23 protein-coding genes are annotated in these 21,621 nt (G+C 67.3%); 13 read left to right on the top strand and 10 right to left on the bottom strand.

What is annotated here, in order from left to right; genetic code table 11:
* The first annotated feature begins 2 nt into the window (after positions 1–2).
* From BVIR_RS08785 to cobJ, 3 genes are all read left to right on the top strand, one after another.
* On the top strand, positions 3–632 hold the full coding sequence (locus BVIR_RS08785; RefSeq protein ID WP_055037343.1) for a precorrin-8X methylmutase: 630 nt from the start codon (positions 3–5) through the stop codon (positions 630–632).
* A gap of 102 nt (positions 633–734) precedes the next feature.
* Positions 735–1,460, top strand: coding sequence for a precorrin-2 C(20)-methyltransferase (locus BVIR_RS08780; protein ID WP_055037342.1), 726 nt, complete (start codon positions 735–737; stop codon positions 1,458–1,460).
* The gene (gene cobJ / locus BVIR_RS08775; protein WP_055037341.1) at positions 1,457–2,215 is read left to right on the top strand and encodes a precorrin-3B C(17)-methyltransferase; all 759 of its coding nucleotides are present in this window, start codon (positions 1,457–1,459) and stop codon (positions 2,213–2,215) included. The genes BVIR_RS08780 and cobJ overlap by 4 nt, the downstream gene beginning before the upstream one ends.
* 12 nt (positions 2,216–2,227) lie before the next feature.
* Here the strand turns inward: cobJ and BVIR_RS08770 are convergent, their stop codons facing one another.
* Positions 2,228–2,992 (bottom strand): cobalt-precorrin-6A reductase, encoded by a 765-nt coding sequence (locus BVIR_RS08770; RefSeq protein ID WP_055038780.1) that lies wholly within the window; start codon positions 2,990–2,992, stop codon positions 2,228–2,230.
* Between BVIR_RS08770 and BVIR_RS08765 the strand changes: the two genes are divergently transcribed.
* Complete coding sequence (locus BVIR_RS08765; RefSeq protein ID WP_055037340.1) at positions 2,991–4,214, top strand: bifunctional cobalt-precorrin-7 (C(5))-methyltransferase/cobalt-precorrin-6B (C(15))-methyltransferase; 1,224 nt, start codon at positions 2,991–2,993, stop codon at positions 4,212–4,214. The genes BVIR_RS08770 and BVIR_RS08765 overlap by 2 nt on opposite strands.
* A gap of 154 nt (positions 4,215–4,368) precedes the next feature.
* Here the strand turns inward: BVIR_RS08765 and trhA are convergent, their stop codons facing one another.
* The 3 genes from trhA to BVIR_RS08750 form a co-directional block, all read right to left on the bottom strand.
* Entirely contained in the window at positions 4,369–5,016 is a 648-nt protein-coding gene (gene trhA, locus BVIR_RS08760) for a PAQR family membrane homeostasis protein TrhA (RefSeq protein WP_055037339.1), read from the bottom strand.
* 330 nt (positions 5,017–5,346) lie between these two features.
* The gene (gene hspQ, locus BVIR_RS08755) at positions 5,347–5,676 is read right to left on the bottom strand and encodes a heat shock protein HspQ (protein ID WP_055037338.1); all 330 of its coding nucleotides are present in this window, start codon (positions 5,674–5,676) and stop codon (positions 5,347–5,349) included.
* Positions 5,677–5,970: 294 nt separating this feature from the next.
* Positions 5,971–7,014 carry an HpcH/HpaI aldolase/citrate lyase family protein gene (locus BVIR_RS08750; protein WP_055037337.1) on the bottom strand — a complete coding sequence of 348 codons (1,044 nt, stop codon included), beginning with the start codon at positions 7,012–7,014 and terminating at the stop codon, positions 5,971–5,973.
* Between the two features lie 150 nt (positions 7,015–7,164).
* Here BVIR_RS08750 and BVIR_RS08745 point away from each other — a divergent pair, with 150 nt between their 5' ends.
* Positions 7,165–8,280: a CaiB/BaiF CoA transferase family protein gene (locus BVIR_RS08745; RefSeq protein WP_055037336.1), complete on the top strand. Its 1,116-nt coding sequence runs from the start codon at positions 7,165–7,167 to the stop codon at positions 8,278–8,280.
* Positions 8,281–8,338: 58 nt separating this feature from the next.
* On the opposite strand, the gene BVIR_RS08740 is transcribed toward BVIR_RS08745, so the two are convergent.
* Positions 8,339–9,556, bottom strand: a complete 1,218-nt coding sequence (locus BVIR_RS08740) for a UbiH/UbiF family hydroxylase (RefSeq protein ID WP_055037335.1) — start codon at positions 9,554–9,556, stop codon at positions 8,339–8,341.
* A 267-nt stretch (positions 9,557–9,823) separates the two neighbouring features.
* Here BVIR_RS08740 and BVIR_RS08735 point away from each other — a divergent pair, with 267 nt between their 5' ends.
* Genes BVIR_RS08735 through BVIR_RS08715 form a run of 5 tightly spaced genes read left to right on the top strand, consistent with a single transcriptional unit; the run spans position 9,824 to position 13,966 of the window.
* Positions 9,824–10,774, top strand: coding sequence for a DUF2182 domain-containing protein (locus BVIR_RS08735; protein ID WP_055037334.1), 951 nt, complete (start codon positions 9,824–9,826; stop codon positions 10,772–10,774).
* Positions 10,775–10,784: 10 nt separating this feature from the next.
* Positions 10,785–11,435, top strand: coding sequence for a DUF1326 domain-containing protein (locus BVIR_RS08730; protein WP_055037333.1), 651 nt, complete (start codon positions 10,785–10,787; stop codon positions 11,433–11,435).
* Positions 11,432–12,187 carry a CDP-alcohol phosphatidyltransferase family protein gene (locus tag BVIR_RS08725; protein WP_055037332.1) on the top strand — a complete coding sequence of 252 codons (756 nt, stop codon included), beginning with the start codon at positions 11,432–11,434 and terminating at the stop codon, positions 12,185–12,187. Before BVIR_RS08730 ends, BVIR_RS08725 begins: the two co-directional genes overlap by 4 nt.
* 6 nt (positions 12,188–12,193) lie before the next feature.
* Positions 12,194–12,955 (top strand): TerC family protein, encoded by a 762-nt coding sequence (locus BVIR_RS08720; RefSeq protein WP_055037331.1) that lies wholly within the window; start codon positions 12,194–12,196, stop codon positions 12,953–12,955.
* 33 nt (positions 12,956–12,988) lie between these two features.
* On the top strand, positions 12,989–13,966 hold the full coding sequence (locus BVIR_RS08715; protein ID WP_055037330.1) for a quinone oxidoreductase family protein: 978 nt from the start codon (positions 12,989–12,991) through the stop codon (positions 13,964–13,966).
* A 165-nt stretch (positions 13,967–14,131) separates the two neighbouring features.
* Here BVIR_RS08715 and rimO read toward each other — a convergent pair whose 3' ends face one another.
* Positions 14,132–15,469 carry a 30S ribosomal protein S12 methylthiotransferase RimO gene (gene rimO / locus BVIR_RS08710; protein ID WP_055038779.1) on the bottom strand — a complete coding sequence of 446 codons (1,338 nt, stop codon included), beginning with the start codon at positions 15,467–15,469 and terminating at the stop codon, positions 14,132–14,134.
* 300 nt (positions 15,470–15,769) lie between these two features.
* Here rimO and BVIR_RS08705 point away from each other — a divergent pair, with 300 nt between their 5' ends.
* The 3 genes from BVIR_RS08705 to BVIR_RS08695 are packed head-to-tail and all read left to right on the top strand — an operon-like array spanning position 15,770 to position 18,478.
* Positions 15,770–16,024, top strand: a complete 255-nt coding sequence (locus BVIR_RS08705) for a FeoA family protein (RefSeq protein WP_055037329.1) — start codon at positions 15,770–15,772, stop codon at positions 16,022–16,024.
* 8 nt (positions 16,025–16,032) lie between these two features.
* Entirely contained in the window at positions 16,033–17,898 is a 1,866-nt protein-coding gene (feoB, locus tag BVIR_RS08700; protein ID WP_055037328.1) for a ferrous iron transporter B, read from the top strand.
* 25 nt (positions 17,899–17,923) lie between these two features.
* On the top strand, positions 17,924–18,478 hold the full coding sequence (locus tag BVIR_RS08695; RefSeq protein ID WP_055037327.1) for a flavin reductase family protein: 555 nt from the start codon (positions 17,924–17,926) through the stop codon (positions 18,476–18,478).
* Positions 18,479–18,721: 243 nt separating this feature from the next.
* Here BVIR_RS08695 and BVIR_RS08690 read toward each other — a convergent pair whose 3' ends face one another.
* From BVIR_RS08690 to BVIR_RS16800, 4 genes are all read right to left on the bottom strand, one after another.
* The gene (locus tag BVIR_RS08690; protein ID WP_145912020.1) at positions 18,722–19,297 is read right to left on the bottom strand and encodes a hypothetical protein; all 576 of its coding nucleotides are present in this window, start codon (positions 19,295–19,297) and stop codon (positions 18,722–18,724) included.
* 317 nt (positions 19,298–19,614) lie between these two features.
* Entirely contained in the window at positions 19,615–19,848 is a 234-nt protein-coding gene (locus BVIR_RS16805; protein ID WP_145912021.1) for a hypothetical protein, read from the bottom strand.
* Complete coding sequence (locus BVIR_RS08685; RefSeq protein ID WP_055038778.1) at positions 19,845–20,162, bottom strand: hypothetical protein; 318 nt, start codon at positions 20,160–20,162, stop codon at positions 19,845–19,847. Before BVIR_RS08685 ends, BVIR_RS16805 begins: the two co-directional genes overlap by 4 nt.
* Before the next feature lie 577 nt (positions 20,163–20,739).
* Positions 20,740–20,913 carry a hypothetical protein gene (locus BVIR_RS16800; RefSeq protein ID WP_156331033.1) on the bottom strand — a complete coding sequence of 58 codons (174 nt, stop codon included), beginning with the start codon at positions 20,911–20,913 and terminating at the stop codon, positions 20,740–20,742.
* Positions 20,914–21,621 lie beyond the last annotated feature (708 nt).

Genomic DNA, 21,621 nt, shown 5'->3' with positions numbered 1-21,621 from the left:
CGATGACATACGCCTATGAGAAAGACGGCGCGGCGATCTATGCGAGGTCGTTCGCCATCATCCGCGCCGAAGCGCGGCTCGACCGTTTCGATGCCGGCGAGGAGAAGGTGGCGGTGCGGGTCATCCATGCCTGCGGCATGGTGGAGGTTGCCGACGACATCGTGTTCGTCCGGGGTTTTGCGGCCGCGGCCGCGGCGGCGTTGAAGGCCGGCGCGCCGATCCTCTGCGACGCCCGCATGGTGGCCGACGGCGTCACCCGCGCCCGGTTGCCGGCGGCGAACGAGGTGATTTGCACGCTCGGCGATGCTCGGGTGGCCCGGCTTGCCGAGGACCTCCGCACCACCCGCAGTGCCGCCGCGCTGGAGTTGTGGCGTCCGCATCTCGCCGGTGCGGTGGTGGCGATCGGCAACGCGCCGACCGCGCTGTTCCGCCTACTGGAGATGCTGGCACAGCCGGGAATCGTGCCGCCGGCGGCGGTGATCGGCATGCCGGTCGGCTTCGTCGGCGCCGCCGAATCGAAGGAAGCGCTGCTGGCCGACGGCCGGGTGCCGGCGGCGGTGGTGCGCGGGCGACGCGGCGGCAGCGCCATGACCGCGGCCGCGGTCAACGCCCTGGCCAGCGAGCGGGAATAGCCGGGGCGTCTGTTCGCAGAACGCCGTCGAACATCGCGGGCGGGCCGCGCACTGCCCGCAACCGGCCGGCGCGTTCGGCGCCACAGCAAGGGGGCAGGGCCTATGAGCGGAACCATCTACGGCGTCGGGCTTGGCCCCGGCGATCCCGATCTGATCAGCCTCAAGGCGGCGCGGCTGGTCACGCAGGCCGACGTGGTCGCCTTCTTCCGCAAGCCGGATCGGCCGGGCCACGCCCGCACCATCGTCGAGGGCATGCTCAAGCCGGGCGCCACCGAGATGGCGCTTGAATACCCTGTTACCACCGAGATTGCGGCGGACGACCCGGCCTATGGCGAGGCGCTGCGGCCGTTCTACCAGGCCAGCGCCGACCGGCTGGCGGCACTGGCGGCCGAGGGCCGCGACGTCGTGGTGCTGTGCGAGGGCGATCCGTTCCTCTACGGCTCGTTCATGCATCTGCACAGCCGGCTCAAGGACCGCGCCAAGGTCGAGGTGGTGCCCGGCATTTCCGGCATGGCCGGCTGCTGGACCGCGGCCGACCAGCCGATGACCTATGGCGACGACGTGCTGGTGGTGGTGCCGGCGACGCTGGACGAGGGCAGCATGATCGCCCAGATCGAGACCGCCGACGCGCTGGTGGTGATGAAGATCGGCCGCAACCTTGCCAAGGTGCGCCGGGCGCTGTCGATCGCCGGCTTCCTCGACCGCGCGATCTATGTTGAGCGCGGCACCATGGCGGACCAGGTGGTGATGCCGCTGACCGACAAGGACGACGACGAGGCGCCCTATTTCGCCATGGTGCTGGTGCCGGGCGAGGGGCGGCGGCCGTGACCGGCCGTATCGTCGTGGTCGGGCTCGGCCCCGGCGCGGCGCGGCTGGTGACGCCGGAGGCGACGGCCGTGCTCGCCGACGCCACCGACCTCGTCGGCTACGGCCCCTATCTTGCGCGGGTGTCGGGACGGCCCGGGCAGGTGTGCCACGGCTCCGACAATCGCGAGGAGCTCGACCGCGCCCGCCACGCCCTGGCGCTGGCGGCGGCCGGCCGGCGCGTTGCGGTGGTGTCGTCGGGCGACCCCGGCGTGTTCGCCATGGCGGCGGCGCTGTTCGAGGCGATCGAGGGCGGCGAGCCGGCCTGGCGCGAGATCGACGTCGAGGTGGTGCCCGGCATCACCGCCATGCTGGCGGCGGCAGCGCGGGTCGGCGCTCCGCTCGGTCACGATTTCTGCGCCATCAACCTGTCCGACAACCTCAAGCCGTGGGAACTGGTGACCCGACGCCTGCTGCTGGCGGCGGAGGCCGATTTCGCCATCGCGCTCTACAACCCGCTGTCGCGGGCACGGCCCTGGCAGCTCCATCAGGCGTTCGAGCTGCTGCGCGGCGTTCGCCCGGCCGCGACGCCGGTGGTGTTCGCCCACGCGGTGAGCGAGCCGGACGAGCGCATCGACATTGTGCCACTCAGCGATGCCGAGGCCGAGCGCGCCGACATGCGCACGGTGGTGCTGGTCGGCTCGTCCCAGACCCGGCTGGTGGCAAGGCCGGGCGGGCGGCCGTTCGTCTACACCCCGCGCCGCGTAGGGGGACGATAGGGTTCCGACAGGTTATGCAGGAGTCTCGGAAGCCAGGCGCGAAAGCCAGCCCAAAGCGTCGGCGACCGTCGCCACCACCTGCCGTTCCGGCACCGCCGGGCGGCGCACCATGACCACCGGCAGCCCGAGCGCACGGGCGGCGACCAGCTTGGCGTCGGCAGCCGTGCCACCGGAGTTCTTTGTCACCACCATCTCGGCGCCAAACCGCTCCAGCATGGCGCGGTCGGCGGCGTCGTGGAACGGGCCGCGCGCCACCACCACCTCGACGTCGGGCAGCGGCAACGCCTCGCGCGGCGGGTCGACCAGCCGCACCAGATAGGCGTGCTGCGGCGCCCGCGCGAACAGATGGAGGTTCAGCCGGCCGATGCCGAGAAAGACCCGCCGCCGCTTGTCGCCGAGGGCATCGACCGCGGCGTCCATGCGATCGACCTCGGTCCAGCGGTCGCCGGGTCCGGCGGTCCAGGCCGGCCGCTCGAGCCCGAGCAGCGGCACGCCGGCCAGCTTGGCGGCGGTGACGGCGTGGGCCTTCATCTGCGCGGCGAACGGGTGGGTGGCGTCGATCAGGCCGTCGATGCGCTCGGACATGAGATATTGCACGAGGCCGTCGATTCCGCCGAAGCCGCCGACGCGATATGGCACTGGCGGCGGCACGATGGCCTCGGTGCGACCGGCGAACGACACGGTGGCGGCATAGGCGGCATCCTGGGCGAGCGCGGCGGCGAGCCGGGTCGCCTCGGTCGAGCCGCCGAGGATGAGAAGGCGTAGAGGTTGGGTCATGAGCGCGAGCGATGGCACGCCGGGACCGTGGTTGTCCATCATCGGCGTCAATGAGGATGGTTTGGACGGGCTGACGCCGGCGGCGCGCGCGCTGCTCGACGCGGCCGAGCTGGTGGCCGGCGGCCGCCGTCACCTCGACCTCGTCAAGTCGCTCGGCAAGCCGGAGCTCGAGTGGGAGGTACCGTTCGCGGCCTCGATCCCCAAGCTGGTCGCCCGCCGCGGCGAGCGGGTGGCGGTGCTGGCCTCGGGCGATCCGTTCTGGTTTGGCGCCGGCGCGGCGCTGGCCCGCGCGGTGGCGGCGGAGGAAATGGTGGTGGTGCCGGCGCCCTCGACCTTTGCCCTCGCGGCGGCACGGCTGCGCTGGCGGCTAGAGGAAACCGCGACACTCGGCCTCCACGCCCGGCCGATGGAGACGCTCAGGCCGCACCTTGCGCCGGGCGCTCGGCTGATCGTGCTGTTGCGGGACGGTGCGGCCCCGGCGCTGCTTGCGGCCTACCTCGCCGACCTCGGCTTTGGCCCCTCGCGGCTCACCGTGCTGGAGGCGGTCGGCGGCCCACGCGAGCGGACCCGGACGACGACGGCGTCAGGCTTCGATGTAACCGAAATTAACGCTCCGGTAGCGGTAGCAATCGAGGCGGAGGCCGCGGCGGGCGCCACCATCATGCCGGCGGTTGCCGGCCTGCCGGACGAGTTGTTCGAGAGCGATGGTCAGCTCACCAAGCGGGAGGTGCGGGCATTGACGCTGTCCAGCCTCGCCCCGCGCCCCGGCGAGTTGCTGTGGGATGTCGGCGCTGGCGCCGGCTCGATCGGCATCGAGTGGCTGCTGGCCCACCCGGCAACCCACGCCATCGGCATCGAGGCCAGCGCCGGCCGTCTGGCCCGCGCCCAGCGCAACGCGCTGGCGCTGGGGGTGCCGCGGTTCGACCTCAAGCTCGGCACGGCGCCGGCGGCACTGGCCGGGCTGCCGGCGCCCGACGCGGTGTTCATCGGCGGCGGCGCCGGGGAGGCGGGGGTGATCGAGGCGGCGTGGGCAGCGCTCAAGCCTGGCGGCCGGCTGGTGGTCAATGCCGTGACGCTGGAAACCGAGGCCATAGTGTTGGCTTGGCAGGGAAAAGTCGGTGGCAGCCTGATCCGGATCGCCATCGAGCGCGCTGGCCCGGTCGGCGGCCTCACCGCCTGGCGCCCGGCGCTGCCGGTGGTGCAGTGGATCGCGCGGAAGTGAGGCGCGAACCAACCTGGCGCGCGTGCCGCCACGCCCAGATTGCCGGCCGATCACGTCGTGACATCCGAAACGATCGCGCCGAAAAACCCGTGATCTGGAAGTCTGTTTCGGCCATTCGAAAACAACACTGAGTCCACAGCAGCGCGGATTCGTGTCAGGTCGCCCGGACGGTGCGGATGACCGCAATATAGTGGATCACCGCAGCGCCAAGCACAAAGGTGTGCCAGATCGCGTTGTTGAACGGGATCTTTTCCACGACGTGGAAAATGACGCCGACCGAATAGATCACCCCGCCCACCGCGAGCAGGGTCAATGTCGTCTGGCCCAGCGTCTCCGTCAGCGGCCAGAACGCGATGATGCCCATCCAGCCCAGCGCCAGATAGAACGAGATCGAGACCGCCTCGTTGACATTGGGCAGCGCCATCTTGAGCAGGATGCCGATGCCGGCCAGCACCCACATCGAGCCGGTCAGCCCCACCACCCATGCGTCCTTGAGGGTGGTGAGAAATGGGGTGTAGCTGCCGGCGATCATCACATAGATGGCGGAATGGTCGAGCCCGCGCAGGATGCCGCGTCGCGGGTGGTCGCGCAGCAGGTTATAGGCGGCGGAGCACGACAGCATCGCCAGGAGCCCGAACGCATAGACCGCGGCAGCGATGACATGCCGTGCCTCGCCGTACGCCGTCGCGACGATCAACAACACCAGGGTGCCGACCATGCCCGCCGTGAGGCCCACCCCATGCACCACGCCGTCCGCGATCAGTTCGGCCTTGGTTGGCGGCTTTCGGTTGGGAACCCTCATGGCGCCTCTCCAAAGGTTGAGTCGATCATCGAGCGTCGATCACCGTCACGGCGGGAAAGTACAGGCCGCGCTTGCGTTCGGCGCTGCAAGCCTAGTCCGGCGGCTGTGTCGTAAATGAGACAGCGCCTAGCGGGTTCCCGGTGGTGTTCGCCGTTATGCCAGCGGGAAACAGCGATGCAACACGGCGCGCTGTCGGGATTCTTCGCGTGGGCCGCAACATTGTCTTCGAAGGCCGACGAGGCCAACGCGATCATGGCTTCTGGCAAATAGGCGCGGCAGTGCCGGAAACGGCAGTCGTCGCACGACCGGGCTCGCGCAGCGGCGCGGGGGTCAGTGCAGTACGACGGACCGGGTGCGGTAGCCGCCGTCGTCGTCGGTCTCGAAGATCTCGGCAACCTGCGGGTGGCGGATCGGCTCGCCCGAGGTATCAGCCTCCAGATTCTGTTCGGAGACGTAGGCGATGTACTCGGTCTCGGCGTTTTCCGCGAACAGGTGGTAGAATGGCTGGTTCTTGTCCGGCCGGGACTCTTCGGGAATGGCGAGCCACCAGTCTTCAGTGTTGCTGAAGGTCGGGTCGACGTCGAACACCACCCCGCGGAAGGGGTAGAGGCGGTGGCGAACCACTTCGCCGATGCGAAACTTGGCGACCCTCGGTTTCATGGCAGAGCAGTCCCCGGACGGGGGTGACCTATGTGACCGCCTCCAGGGTGTCAAGGCACCGTAATATAGCCCAGCCCGCAGCCGCGGATGCGTGGCCGGGGGCAGGCCCCAGCGGATCAAGTTTTTTCCACTTGAAAACAAACATTTAACGCCGATTGCGGACTCAAGATATGACCTGCCGCCGTGTCGAAATGCGCCCGCCGCAAGCGGCAGAAGATCTCGACCGGGATCGAGACCTTCGTTGTTTCGCAACGGCTTAAAACGAGACGCGGATTCGCGTTCGCAGCGGTGCCGTCAAAGCCCGTATTCGGCCGCGAGCGCTGGATCCTTGGCGGCGACGATGCGGGCGAGGTCGACGATCACCTTGGCCTGCTTCCAGGTGGCGTCATCCTGCATCTTGCCATCGATCATCACCGCGCCGGAGCCGTCCGGCATGGCGTCGAGGATTTTCTTGGCGAACCGCACCTCGTCGGGGTCGGGCGAGAACACCGTCTTGGCGATATCGATCTGGCTGGGGTGCAGCGACCACGCCCCGGCGCAGCCCATCAGGAAGGCGTTGCGGAACTGCGCCTCGCAGGCTCCCGCGTCGGAGAAATCGCCGAACGGGCCATAGAACGGCTTGATGCCGTTCGCCGCACAGGCGTCGACCATCTTGGCGACGGTATAATGCCACAAGTCCTGTTGGGCGCTGGCACGCGATGCGCCGGCCTCGGCGACATCGGCCAGCACGCGATAGTCGGGGTGGCCGCCGCCGACCCGCGTCGTCTTCATTGCCCGCGAGGCGGCAAGGTCCGCCGGGCCGAGGCTCATGCCGTGCATGCGCGGCGAGGCGCTGGCGATGGCCTCGACGTTTTTCACGCCCTCGGCGGTCTCCAAAATGGCGTGGATCAGGATCGGCTTTTGCACATGGTGACGGGCTTCGAGCTGGGCGAGCAGTTGGTCGAGGTAATGGATGTCCCACGGCCCCTCGACCTTGGGCAGCATGACGACGTCGAGCTTGCCGCCAACCTCGCGCACGATCTCGACGAGGTCGTCGAGCACCCACGGCGAGTTGAGCGCGTTGATGCGCGTCCACAGCCCGGTCGAGCCGAAGTCGCTCGCCTTCGCCATTTCGATGAAGCCGCGCCGCGCCGCCTCCTTGGCCTCGATCGGGATGGCATCCTCCAGGTTGCCGAGCACGACGTCGACTTTGGCGATCAGCTCCGGCACCTTGGCCCGAACCTTCTCCATGTGCGGCGGCACGAAATGGATCATACGTTCCAGGCGCACCGGCAGCTCACGCAGCGGGGCAGGGGCGCCGATGGCGAGCGGCTTGTAAAAATTGCGCGGTAGTTTCATTGGCATGGTCCTCCCGGACAAATCGCTAGCGGATCGCGAAAAGCGGCGGAAGTCCTGCTTTGGTCGCGCCGGTGCGGCTTGACCATGCGGTATCCAGTGTAAAACCATCTGCAACCAATTTCGAGTCCAGTGTCCAAGTGAGGCCCGCTGATGTCGTTTTCGCTGCCACTGTCGGGCCTCGTCGTGCTCGATTTCACCACCCTGTTGCCCGGCCCGCTGGCCAGCCTGATGCTGGCGGAGGCGGGGGCCGAGGTCATCAAGATCGAACGCCCGGAGGGGGAGTCGATGCGGGGCTTCTCGCCCCGGATCGAAGGCGCCTCGCTGCCGTTCGCATTGCTCAATCGCGGCAAGCGCGGCGTCACGGTCGATTTCAAGGACCCCGCCCAGCTCGCGGGGCTGCGGCCGCTGATCGAACGCGCTGACATCCTGATCGAGCAGTTTCGGCCGGGGGTGATGGCCCGCAACGGCCTCGGCTACGACGCCGTCAAGGCGATCAACCCGCGGCTGATCTATTGCTCGATCTCAGGCTACGGCCAGGAGGGACCACGCGCCCAGCACGCCGGCCACGATCTCAACTTTGTCGCCGCCACTGGTCTGCTTGCCGGCGCCCCGGTCGAGAACCCGACGCTGCCGCCGGTTCATGCTGCCGACATCGGTGGCGGCACCATGCCGGCGCTGATCAACATCCTGCTGGCGTTGCTGCAACGTGACAAGACCGGCGTCGGCAGCCGCATCGACATCGGCATGACCGACGCCATGTTCACCTTCGGCTGGCTCAACCTCGCGCACCACTGGGGCAAGGGCGCCAACGCCGCCGCATCCCATGCCGAGCCGACCGCGGACTCGCCGCGCTACCGGCTCTATCCAACCGCCGACGGTCGGCTGGTGGCGTGCGCTGCGTTGGAGCAGAAGTTCTGGGAGGGGTTTTGCGACGCGCTCGACCTCGATGCCGCGCTGCGCGATGACTCCAACGACCCGGCGGCAACCGCGGCCCATGTTGCAGACATTGTGGGCGGCAGGCCCGCCGCACACTGGCGGCCGATCCTGGAAGCCGCCGATTGCTGCGCCACGGTGGCGGCAACGCTGGAGGAGGCGTTGGCCGACCCCCATTTCGTCGGCCGCGGCCTGTTCACCCGCCGTGTTGCACTGGCCGAGGGCGTCGAAATCCCGGCACTGCCACTACCGATCGCGGAGGGCTTCCGCCGGCCCGACACCGTGCTGCCGGCGCCTCGGTTGGAGGCAAAATCAGACGCGACCTTGTCCTGATGAGCGGCATTCAGGCCGCGTCGTGATGGATGATGCCGTGAGCGCGCAAGAGAAGCCCTCACAGCATCTCGCCGCGCATCAGCCTGGGTTCGCCGAGGCGGGGCCCAAGGCCCTCGCGCATCACCAGCCTGCGCAGGAACGGCAGGCGGTCGACCAGCCACAGTGCCGCGCTCCGTGCGGCGTGGAGGGGCAGGAAGGGCGACATCAGCGAGCGGTTGAGGGTGTCGATGGCGAAGGTGCGGCTCATGATGTCGATTCGGCGCGCATCGCCGTAGCGGCGGAGCAGCGCGTCGCTGCCGACGTCGTCGCCCTCCCGCCGAGCCTCGGCCACCAACTCGGCCAGCATGGCGCCGTCGCGCAGGCCAAGGTTCAGGCCCTGTGCCCCGATCGGCGGCACCACGTGCGCCGCCTCGCCGACCAAAGCGACGCGGCGGGCGCCGAGCCGGCTCGGTGTTTCCGCCGCCAGCGGCCACGCCGCCCGGCCGCCGTCGATCTTGAACCGGCCGAGCACGAAATGAGCGCGCCGCTCCAGTTCGCGGGCCAGCGCGGTGTCGTCCTGCGCCATCAGCACGTCCGCGTCCTCCGGCGAGGTGACGCAGACCAGGCTGGAGCGATCGCCCGGCAACGGCACCAGTGTGAACGGACCGCGGCGCGTGTGGAACTCGGTCGAGACATCGTGGTGGTGGGCGCTGTGCAGCAGATTGAGCGTCACCGCCGTTTGCGGGTATCGGTGGTGCGTCACCGTGATGCCGGCGGCGGTGCGGGCGAGCGAATTCCGGCCGTCGGCGGCGACCACCAGCCTGGCGCGGATGGTGTCCCCGGCAGCCGGACGGAGAAAGACGTGGCTATCGGTGATTTCGACCGCCTCGACCTTCGCCTCGCGCACCGTCAATCGGGGATGGGCGGCGAGCCGTGCCCGCTGCGCCGCCACCAGGTCGCGGTTGGCCACGTTCCAACCGAATGCATCGAGCCCGAGTTCGGTGGCGCGGAATTCCAACTGCGGTGCGCGGATCAGCCCGCCGGTGTCGTCGATCAACCGCATGCCGCGAAGTGGCGCGGCGCGGCCGGCGAGGGCGGCCCAAACGCCGAGTGTTTCCAGTGCGGTGACCGAGCCGCCGAGCAGTGCGGTGGTGCGGTTGTCCTCGGCGGGCGGCGGCAGCCCGACCAGCGCCACCTCCGCGCCGGTCAGGGCCAATGCGAGCGCCGCGGCGAGCCCGGCCGGGCCGGCACCCACCACGGCGATTTCGACATCTTCAACCGCTTCGCTGTCTGTCATCTCGGCTCCCGGCAACCACATAGATCGTGTTGCGCTACTATGCGCCAGCGAACCAGACTAGGCCATGCGGCCTTGCAGGTGTGAAGCGTTTGCAGAATGTTGGTGAAATCATGTGCGGTGGAAGCCAGTGTCACAGAGGGGTGTGCGAACACCGGTGGCGGAAAAGCGGTCTGTGATAGGTGAATTTGAGACGGGCTGGGTCCGGGTTCGCGGTAGTACCTTTCGGAACCTGGAGTGCGGCGAGGTTTTGTCTGTGAGGCAGACGCTTTGACCGAGAGTATTCGTCGTGATCGGTTCGATGCGCTGCCGCCCGCCGCGGCTCGGCTCGGCCGGGTGTTCGCCCGTCCGCGCAGGCTGGCGGTTGCGGCCATCGTTGTCCTGGCCGTGCTCGGCTGGGCCTATATGCTGATCATGGTTGCCGGGATGGCGGAGAGCGGTGAGGCGACGACGCTCGGTCCCGGCATGGCGCTGTTCGACCGCCTGCTCAACCCGGCAACGCGTGACGAACTCGGCCGGGCGCTGCTGGCGTCGCTGTGTCAGCCCGGCATGTCGCACTTTGGCATGCCCGGTGCGGCGGTATGGGGGCTCGGCGATTTCGCATTGGTGGTGCTGATGTGGGGCGCCATGGTATTTGCGATGATGCTGCCGACCGCGGCGCCGATGATCCTCACTTATGCCGAGATCGCGGATACCGCCGCAGCAAAAGGGCAGCCGGTGGTATCGCCCCTGGTCATCGCCGCCGGCTATCTTGCCGTCTGGATGCTCGCGGCGCTGACGCTCGGTCTCGCACAGTGGGGGCTCACCGCGGCCGCGCTGCTCGATCCGGCGATGGCGTCGGTGTCCGGCCTGTTCTCCGGCGCGGTGTTCCTCCTTGCCGGCGCCTACCAGTTCACCAGCCTGAAATACGCTTGCGTCACTGCCTGCCAACGGCCGTTCCCGTTCTTCCTCGCCCGCTGGACCACCACGCGCGGCGGCGTCTTTCGTCTTGGCGTCCGCCAGGGCCTGTTATGCCTTGGCTGCTGCTGGGCGCTGATGGCGGTGATGTTTGCGGTGGGCGTGATGAATCTGGTCTGGATGGCCGGGCTCGGCGTGGTCATGCTGATTGAGAAGGTTGTCGAGACGACTCGGTTCAGCCGGGCAATCGGCGCGGTGTTGATCGCGGCCGGCGTGGCGATCGTCGGCACCGAAGTGTGGAGCCATTGGCCGCGGGCGGCCTGAGGGGGTAGGCGTGTCCAAGAGCGTAAACAAGAGCTTAGCCAAGAGCGCGAAAGCGGAATCCTGGAAGCTGACTGGAGAACTGACGTTATCTTGCAACTGCACGGTATTCTGCCCGTGCGTGCTGTCGCTCGGCCAGCACCCGCCGACCGAGGGCTATTGCATGACCTGGGCCGGCGTCCGCATCGACCGGGGCTATTTCGACGACGTCGACCTGTCGGGGATCAATGCGGGTCTGATGCTCGAAATTCCCGGTCTGATGTCGCGCGGCAACTGGACCGCCGCGGCCTTCATCGACGAGCGGGCGTCGCCGCCGGCGGTCGAGGCGCTGACCCGGATCTTCACCGGCCAGGCCGGCGGAACCACGGCGCTGCTGTCGATCTTGGTCGGTCGCTTCCTCGGGGTGCAGCAGGTGCCGATCCGTTACGAGGTGAAGGACGATGTCCGCCACTTCGAGATCCCCAAGCTGATCGAAGGAGTGGTGTCGCCGATCCCCGGCAACAAGGCCGGCGAGCACACCACCATCGAGAACTCGCAATACTGGATCTCGTCGAAGGTGATGGTTTGCAAGGCTGAGCGCAGCAAGCTCAGGGTGTTCGGCCGCAACTGGAACTTCGCCGGGCGCTCGGCCGAAGTCTGCCCGCTCGACTGGGGCAACGGATGATGGCGGCCGGCGGCGCGGAGGGGGGCTGGAGCGGGGATGACGAGCCGCCTTCGGCGCGCCGACGTAGCCGCCGGGCCGCGGCGTTCCTGGTCCATATATTCACCGCCTCGGGCGCGGTTCTCGGTGTCCTGGCGTTGCAGGCGGCGGTGGCCGGCGATTACGCCGCCATGTTCGCCTGGCTGGCAGCGGCGCTGGCGGTCGACGGCATCGACGGTACCATCGCCCGCCGCTTGCAGGTCGCCGACGTTCTGCCGCGTTGGTCGGGCGACGCGCTCGACCTTGTGGTCGACTTTCTCACCTATGTGGTGGTCCCGGCCTACGCTATCGTCGCCGCCGGGCTGGTACCGAAGGCGGCCGAACTGCCGTGTCTCGCCGCCATTTTGGTGTCCTCGGCGCTCTACTTCGCCGACCGTCGAATGAAGACTGCCGACAATTACTTCCGCGGCTTTCCCGCGGTTTGGAATGCGGTGGCATTCTACCTGTTTTTGCTGCGACCGGAGCCCTGGGTGGCGGTCGTTGCCGTGGCGGCGTTCGCCGCCTTCACCTTCGTGCCGGTGGTGTTCGTCCACCCACTCCGGGTCCGGCGGCTGCGTCGCACCAATATCGGGCTGCTTTCGGCGTGGGGTGTGCTTGCGATCCTGGCACTCGCCACCGATATGCGGCCGGGGCCGGCCGTGACGGCGGGCCTGAGCGCGCTTGCGCTCTATTTTCTGTTTGCGGGGCTATTTCGCCCGCGCGTTGTGGAGCGTTAAGTCCCGATGTTCGAATGGATTGCCGATCCTGCCGCCTGGGCTGCCCTGATCACGCTGACCGCGATGGAAATCGTGCTTGGCATCGACAATGTCGTGTTCATCGCTGTGCTGGTGTCGCGGCTGCCGGCCGCCCAGCGCGAGCGCGCCCGCAGGATCGGCCTGTCGCTGGCGCTGATTTTCCGCATCGCGCTTTTGACGATCCTGGCCTGGCTGATCGGCCTGACCGAGCCGGTCATCACCATCCTTGGCAAGGCCTTGTCGTGGCGGGACATCATCCTGGCCGCCGGCGGTTTGTTCTTGATCTATAAGGCCGTCCACGAGATCCATGACGAGATCGAGCAGAACGGCACCTCGGGCGGCTCCGAGGGGCTGGTTGGAGCGTCGTTTTCGTTCATTATTTTCCAGATCATTATCATCGATCTGGTGTTTTCGATCGACTCGATCGTCACCGCCATCGGTATGGCCGAGGACATCGAGATCATGGTGCTGGCGGTGATCATCGCGGTTGCCATCATGTATGCCGCCTCCGGACCGGTGTCCCGCTTCATCGCCGACCACCCCACCACCAAGATGCTGGCGCTGGCGTTCCTGCTGCTGATCGGCGTGGCGCTGGTGGCGGACGGAGCCGGCTTCCACATTCCGCGCGGCTACATCTACTTCGCCATGGCGTTCGCCGCCGGCGTCGAGATGATCAACGTGGTGGTGCACAACAAGCGTCGTCGCCGGGCGGCATTGCAGGAGAACGGCTTGCCGGATCGCCCGGCGTGATTACGCTTATCGACGCGATCGGGAGGCTATGAAATGACCAGGGTGGTACGCGTCCACCGGTTCGGCGGACCGGAGGTGCTGACAATCGAGGGGGTCGAGGTTGGCGATCCGGGTGCCGGCGAGGCGCGCGTCCGCCACACCGCCATCGGCCTCAACTTCGTCGACACCTATTACCGCTCTGGCCTTTACCAGCCCGCCGGCGGCCTGCCGTTTGTGGTTGGCGGCGAGGGTGCCGGTGTGGTCGAGGCGGTCGGACCCGGAGTGACCGAGGTCAAACCGGGCGACCGCGTCGGCTATGTCGTCAATTCCGGCGCCTATTCGGAGGCGCGGCTGGTGCCGGCTGAGCGGCTGATCAAGCTGCCGGACGACATCGACGACCGCACCGCTGCCGCCGCCCTCTTGAAGGGCATGACTGCGGCGTTCCTGCTCAAGCGCACCTTCAAGGTCGGACCGGGCCACACCATCCTGTTCCACGCTGCCGCCGGCGGCGTCGGCCTGATCGCCTGCAACTGGGCAGCTCATCTTGGCGCCACCGTGATCGGCACGGTGGGCTCCAGGGACAAGGCCGAGCTGGCCAAGGCCCATGGCTGCCATCACGTCATCCTCTACCGCGAGGAGGATTTCGTGGCGCGCGTTGCCGAGATCACCTCGGGCGCCAATTGTGACGTGGTCTATGACAGCGTCGGCAAGGCGACCTTCCCCGGCTCGCTGGACTGCATCAAGCCGTTCGGCCTGTTCGTGTCGTTCGGTAATGCCTCCGGACCGGTCGATGCGTTCAATCTGGTGATGCTGTCGCAACGCGGCTCGCTCTATGCGACGCGGCCATCGCTGTTCGCCCACATCGCCAAGCGGGCGGACCTGGAGGCCGTCTCGGCCGATTTGTTCGACGCCATCCGAACCGGCGTGGTGACCATCGAGGTCAATCAGACCTTCCCTCTGGCCGAAGCCCGCCGCGCCCACGAGGCGCTGGAAGGCCGCGAGACCACCGGCGCCACGCTGCTGATTCCGTAATATTCTGCGACGCCAATGAAATCCCCTTCGCCAACGGAGGTCGGCGCAGGCGCAGGACGAATTTCGTCAAAGACGCGGTATGCCGCCCGTCCCGGCGGTACCTCGCCGCTCGGTGTAAGGTCCGCCTTCAGGTGCCTCGGCGGGACAAACTCGCGAAGGCGTCCCTCAATACCCCGCCACCGTGCCGTGGAGATCGTAGGCGTCCGCCCGGTCGATCCGGGCGGTGACGATCTCGCCGACCTTGAGCGGACGGCGCGAGGAAATGTGGACAGTGCCGTCGATCTCCGGCGCGTCGGCGCTTGAGCGCCCGACCGCTCCGGTCGCGGTGAGGGCGTCGACGATTACCTTCTGCCGGCTGCCGACCTTGCGCTTGAGCAGCTTGGCGGAGATCGCCTGCTGGGTTTCCATCAGTCGCTTGTAGCGCTGCGCCTTGACCTCGTCGGGCACGGCGCCGGGCAGGGCATTGGCGGGCGCCCCGGAAACCGGCTCGAACTTGAAGCAGCCGACGCGGTCGAGTTCGGCCGCCTTCAGCCAGTCGAGCAAAAAAGCGAAATCGTCTTCGGTCTCGCCGGGGAAGCCGACGATGAAGCTGGAGCGGATGGCAAGGCTCGGGCAGGTTTCGCGCCAGCGCTTGACCCGCTCCAGCGTCTTCTCCTGCGCCGCCGGGCGCTTCATTGCCGTCAGCACCGACGGCGCGGCGTGCTGCAGCGGGATGTCGAGGTAGGGCAGCAGCCCGCCCGCCGCCATCAGCTCGATTACCTCGTCGACGTGGGGGTAGGGGTAGACGTAGTGCATCCGCACCCACACTCCGAGCGAACTCAGCTCGCGGGCGAGGTCGAGGAAGCGCGCCCGCACCTCGCGGTCCTGAAAGGTCGAGGGGGCATATTTGAGGTCGAGGCCATAGGCCGAGGTGTCCTGGCTGATCACCAGCAGTTCCTTGACCCCGGCCTTCACCAGTGTCTCTGCCTCGCGCAGCACCTCGGCGGCGGGGCGCGAGACGAGGTCGCCGCGCAGCTGCGGAATGATGCAGAAGCTGCAACGGTTACTGCAACCCTCTGAAATCTTGAGGTAGGCGTAGTGGCGCGGCGTCAGCCGGATGCCCTGTGGCGGCACCAGGTCGAGGAAGGGGTCGTGGGCCGGCGCCACCGCCCGATGCACCGCCGCCACCACCTGCTCGTACTGCTGCGGGCCGGTGACCGCGAGCACGTTGGGGAACCTGGCGAGGATGGCGCCCGGCTCAGCCCCCATGCAGCCGGTGACGATCACCTTGCCGTTTGCGGCCATCGCCTCACCGATGGCGGCAAGCGACTCCGCCTTGGCGGAATCGAGAAAGCCGCAGGTGTTGACGATGACGACGTTGGCGCCCTGGTAGGCCCGCGAAAACTCGTAACCTTCCGCCCGAAGCCGCGACAGAATGCGTTCTGAATCGACCAGCGCCTTCGGGCAGCCGAGGGAGACGAGCCCGACACGCGGCGCGGGGTGGCTGGCGGTATCATTCTGCATCGAGGGCTCCCGGTGGATGACGGCTATCCGCGGCACGTCGCAGCGCCGGAGGAATTCCATCCACAGCATCAAAGGCTTGCGGCCAAGCTCCACCTTGCGTCGGCGGGTGCGGACGTCCGGCTTGGGCCGTATCCTGGGCTAGCTAGCCGAGAACGCCGCGCTCGCCAAGCTCGCCGCTGCCGCACCCGGCCGGTGGCGGCGCCGTTCGTGGTGGCAACGCTGGCGTTTCGTGGCTTGACAGTAACCGCGAAACGGCGGGATGGGTCTTTGCGAAATTCTCGCGACACCCTCGGAGACGATATGCCGGAGCCGGCCCTTACGCTCGCCGATCTGCCAAAAGGGCGGACGGCGTTGATCCGCGGGATCTCCCCCTGCGTCCAGGATTGCGACTGCGAGCGGCGGCTGCTCGAAATCGGCTTCGAGGAAGGCAAGACCGTGACAGTGCTGCACCGCGGCCTGCTGGGCGATCCGCTTGGCGTGCGGGTCGACCGCCAGATGATCGCCATTCGCCGCCGCGAGGCCGGGCTCGTCGTCGTTCAGCCGCTCGAAGCCTGACCCTTCGCATGCCCCACCTTCCGCGTATCGCGCTCGCCGGCGTCCCCAATTGCGGCAAGAGCGCCCTGTTCAACGGCCTCACCGGCAGTCGCCAAAAGGTCGCGAACTATGCCGGTGCGACCGTCGAGCGGCGCTGGGGCCGGGTGGTGCTGGAGGACGGCACCCGCTTTCATATTGTCGATCTGCCGGGCACCTACAGCCTGGACGCCGCCAGCCGCGACCAGGAGATCACCCGCGAGGTGCTGCTCGGCCGGCGCGCCGACGAGGCCCCGCCCAACGCGCTGATCTGCGTGATGGACGCCACCAATCTGCGGCTCCACCTGAGATTGGTGCTGGACGTCAAGCGTCTCGGCATCCCGTTCGTCGTTGCCCTCAACATGGTTGACCTGGCCGAGCGCAACGGCACCCGTATCGACGTGGCGCGGCTGTCGCAGGAGCTCGGCGCGCCGGTGATCCCGACCGTGGCGGTGCGACGCGCCGGCCTCGAGGAGCTGCGCCGACGCCTGCCGGAGCTTTTGGCCGGCATGGCGCCGCGCGCTGCGGCGGCCGACGACTACACGCCGCTCGACACCGCCGGGCTGCGTGCGCTGCAAAAGCGCGCCCGCGAAATTGCCGCTGCGGTGATGATCGCCGAGGGCGCGGCCAGCCGCATCAGTCGCTCGCTTGACGCCGTGCTGCTCCACCGCGTGCTGGGGCCGCTCGCACTGCTGGCGCTGGTGTTCGTGGTGTTCCAGGCGGTGTTCGCCTGGGCAGAGACGCCGATGGGCTGGATCGATTCCGGCGTGTCGTGGCTCGCCGTCTGGGTGAAGGGGCTGCTGCCAGAGGGTTGGCTGACCAGCCTGCTCGCCGACGGCGTCATCGCCGGTGTCGGCAGCGTCATCGTGTTCCTGCCGCAGATCCTGATTCTGTTCTTCTTCATCCTGTTGATGGAGCAGTCGGGCTACATGGCGCGCGCGGCCTTCATTATGGACCGGCTGATGCGCTCGGTCGGTCTCAACGGCCGCGCTTTCCTGCCGCTCCTGTCCAGCGTCGCCTGTGCCATTCCCGGCATCATGGCAACGCGGGTGATCGACGATCCGCGCGACCGCCTCACCACCATCCTGGTGGCGCCCTTGATGACATGCTCGGCGCGGCTGCCGATTTACACCTTGATCATCGCCGCGGTGATCCCCAACGACGACATCGGCGCGGGCCTCGGTCTGCAGGGGCTGGTGCTGTTCGGGCTCTATGTCGCCGGCATCGTCAACGCGCTGGTGATTGCCGCCATCCTGCGGCTGACGGTGACGCGGGGTGGGGCGCAGTCGTTCCTGATGGAGCTGCCGAAATACCAGTTGCCGGCATTGCGCGACCTCGCGCTCGGTCTGTTGTCGCGGGCCAAATCGTTCCTGACGCGCGCCGGCACCACCATCCTATTGGCGTCCGTGGCGCTGTGGCTGCTGGCGAGCTTTCCAGAGCCGCCGGACGGCGCCACCGAGCCGGCGATTTACTACAGTTTCGCCGCCATGATCGGCCGGGCGCTGTCTTATGTGTTTGCACCGGTCGGCTTCACCTGGGAGATGTGTATCGCCTTGGTTCCCGGCATGGCGGCACGCGAGGTGGCGGTCGGGGCGCTCGGCACCGTTTATGCGTTGGCGGGGACCGGAGAGTCGCTGACCGCCAGCCTGGTCGAGACGTTGCGCAATGCGTGGTCGCTGCCGACCGCGCTGGCGTTCCTGGCTTGGTATGTCTACGCGCCGATGTGCTTTTCGACCCTGGCGGTGTCGCGGCGCGAAACCAATTCGCGCGGCTGGACGGTGTTTCAGTTCGGGTATTTGATGGTGCTGGCCTATGTCGCCGCTGGCGCGACCTACTGGATCGCCCGCGCCTTGGCATAGGCGACTACACCGCTGGGCGTCCGTCATGACATACCGCAAGGTCGATCTGCCGGTGCATGAGATCCGGCGCTTTCTCGAGCCTGGCCCCATCGTGCTGGTGTCCTCCGCCTCTCGCGGCGAGACCAACATCATGACCATGGGCTGGCAAACGGTGATGGAGTTCACGCCATCGCTGGTCGGCTGCATCATCGCCGGCAGCAACCACAGTTTCCAGTTGGTCCGGCGCAGCAAGGAGTGTGTCATCAACCTGCCGACCGCCGACATGGTCGACACCGTCGTCGGCATCGGCAACACCTCCGGCCGCGACGTCGACAAGTTCCGGCACTTCGGCTTGACCGCGGAGATGGCTGACCAGGTCAAGGCACCCCTGATTCGCGAGTGCTACGCCAATTTCGAGTGCAAGCTCGCTGATGCCTGCCTGATCGACAAGTACAATTTCTTCATTTGGGAGGTGGTGAAGGCACACGTTGCCGCAGCGCCCAAGCATCCCGAGACGCTGCATTATCTCGGCCACGGCGAATTCATGGTATCTGGCAAGACCATAAGCCGACGCTCGCTGTTCCGGCCGGATATGCTGTAATTTCTCTATTCCGCCTGATGCCAGATCTGCTTGCTTGGCAACCGGCAGCTATCATGCGCAAGGGCGGGCGGCCGCGAGTTCGATCATCCCTGCGAGGCCGGCGAGGTGGACAATTCGTCCGTGGCGTTTGGTTCCGTCAGATTGGCGGATGCTCGATCCGCTCCGTCCGTCCGGATTCAGTTTGTACGAACCCAGGCGCAGTGCATTGACCCAAATGAGTTTTTGAGGGTGGACGGCGGAGGGTCAGCGTAGGGCGGCGCGCTGCTTTCCCAGTGTGACCGGGTGGTCGATCCCACAGCGGAACCCAGGTACCAGCTGCACTGCAAGACGCTGCGCCTCGGCGTTGAGGTCGCGGTCCTTTTCCTCCGCGATGACGGCGGCGATGCAGGACGTGCTGTCTGCTGCGAGCTTGTAAACCGCCACAGCCTGGGCGGTGCCGAGGTGGCCCTCGAAGCTGTAGAACAGCGAGACGGCTACCGGTTGCCCATTACGCAAGTGCCAATGGATGGTCTGGCCCGGCTCGATTGTGCGGGTTGGAATCAACTGCTCGACCGGCGTCGCGCCGTGGGCCGGCGTGCCCAGCAGAACGTTGGTCACCCCGCCGGTCGACACCATCTCCACCCGCCAACTGTTGAGACCAGGGCAGCGGTATCGCTTGGCGTCGGTGTCGACCGCAGGCACCAGGCTCCAGCACACCTCGTTCTTGGCGTTGGTAACGTCGTCGAGCCGGGTGATGACCTGGGTGTCGTCGGCCGTGGCCGGGAGCGACGCGATGACCAAAACGGAAATGATCGAAAAGAGCTGAGCTGACCGGGGCATGGAAATCCTCCGGCTTGCTGTTACCCTGACGGAATTAACGTCGTCTCCGGCAAATCGCTAAAATTGCATAGAATGCATAGGCTTGAGCGCGCGCCGGTAACGGCGCGCGCAACGGCCAAAGGCCCAGGACCCAACGGCGGCTGCGGCCGGCGCGATTGGGTGACAGCTAACCGCCGCCGGCACGGCGGGCATTCGTTTCGGCGCATCGCGTTGGTTCCTGGGCAAACAGCCTCGCTGCGGAACCGCGTTTGAGGGCGGGGGCTTTCGGCACCCGGCCGAGGCAACGCTGGCCCGGCGCTCGAGTTCGCGTCAACCGTTCACTGTGGGCCGGGTGGATCGATTTCGGGCGCCGGCAACGGTGGCGGCAGCTCGGGCTCGCCGATGCCGGGCGAAATCGGCTCGTCTATTCTCGGCGCCTCCGGATCGGTTGGCGGCGGAATATCAGGGCCATGTCCGGGCAGCGGACCCGGATCGCGGTACGGCGGCGGTACTCCCGGTGGTACCTTGGGATGGTCCGGCTCGAACGGCGGCACCGGTTCGGTCGGCGTCATGACGTTCCTCTTGCCTGCTTGGCTTTGCGGGTGGTGGCGGCCTTTTTGGCTGCGGCGGACCGGGCGCTGTCCGGACGGGTTGCGGCGGCGCGGCCGCCAAGCTCCGCACCACGGCGGGCCGCCGGGTGGTCGGTGCGCCGGCCGCGACCGGATCCACCGGGGTGTTTGCCACCGCCATCGTCCTTGTTCACGGTGGCCCAGGCCCGCCGCTCGGCTTCGTCCTCCGGCACGCCGCGGCTTTGATAGCCTTCGGCGATATGGTCGGCCTTGCGGTGCTGCTTATCGGTATATTTCGACTTGTCGCCGCGGGGCATCGGTGCCTCCATCCGCCCGTTGTCTCAGGCTAACGGTGACGGCTGCAGCGGGTTCCTCCGCGCGGACGAAGGCGACCCGCGCGGGCTGTGTTGAGGGTATCGCCGGCGATCGCATCGCCGAGCGCGCGCGAGATCATCGTCTCTGGTCTGGGACTCGGCTGCATTTCGGGGCGATATAACGCAGCGCCTGCACATCAGCTCGCCGCCGTAATCGAAGGCGTTCGGGCGTTCGCGGTACAGGCGGCGTGTAACCGCTATGCTGACAATATAACTGGCACAACGCTGAGAGCAGTCGAACTCCGGTACGCCGATACTGTGCCGCTTCCGAACGAAACGACCCGCTCTGGCTTACGGTTGCTGGCTGTCAGCTCGCCAAATTAACCCGTCGCGACCGCATGAGGGTCAAGCGACAGCAATCTCAAACGATAGCAGGATTTCCGCTCCCGCCAAACGCCGGCAGATTTCGGAAATCCTGCAGTCATCGTGGTTCGGCAAATCCATCACATCGAGCGCAAGGCCCGATCCGCAAGAAGTGCCGCGGCCCCTATCGGACGATAGGGGCCGGACCCGACAATTCTCAACGATAGACCAGCGCGATCCAGATCGTCGGGATGCCGAGGATGCCGAGCGGAACCCACAGGTTCCAATCGGAGATGCTCGGAACGACCGAGCCGTCAGCGGCGAAGTAGGCGGAAGCGAGCGTCGAAGACAGGACGACCGAGAGCGCCCCAAGAACAGCCGAAAGTTTCATCTTTGGTCCTCCAAAAGAGCCCAGGATTGCGCGCATCGTTTCCCCGAAACCCGCGTGTGGGGTTTCGTCATCCGCGTGGCGCCGATCGGGGCAGCGGCGTCATTACGAATGCAGCGGAAAAGTCAGTGCATGTCCGAGCGGGGGCGACAGTAGCGTTTCTGGCCGTGAATGCAATGGCTCGATCACGTCTTCGTGTTACGAGGAAATGCCAACTTGCGGAGCCCAACAACGGCGCTGGCGGGGAGTCGGCCAAGGCCCGTCTGGCGGCGGGCGCCGCCGGCGTGGGCTGGCGCCGAGGCGGCTGCCAAGATCGGCGGCCCTCCGGTCGTTCCGTTCCGGTCCCGCGATCGGCGCGGGGGCGGTGCGTGGCTGGCGGTCTGGCCAGCGGGTGCAGCCGACTGCGAATAAGGTAAACCGGATACGAACGCATTCGGCAATCTGATTGCACCGGCGGTCGCTATAAGTCATTGATTTATAAAAACTTTACGAAGACGACCTTCGCTTTTGCCGAGAGCGTGCGAATCGCAAACCCAGCCGATCAGGACCTCGAATGCGAAGCGTACCGGCTCGCCGCGATCGGCGGTAACTGCAACGGGACATTGGATGGAGGCGCGACTCGCTGCCCCTCGCCGCCGGCAAGGCACGCTCGAAACGACGTGATGTGCCGCGGAAACCCTGCACCACGCCGCACGCCCACGGAGTCCGAGT

Source organism: Blastochloris viridis (assembly GCF_001402875.1).
GTDB classification, from domain to species: Bacteria; Pseudomonadota; Alphaproteobacteria; order Rhizobiales; family Xanthobacteraceae; genus Blastochloris; species Blastochloris viridis.
The sequence above is the reverse complement of the archived record's forward strand: the minus strand, read 5'-3'. Positions and strand labels throughout refer to the sequence as shown.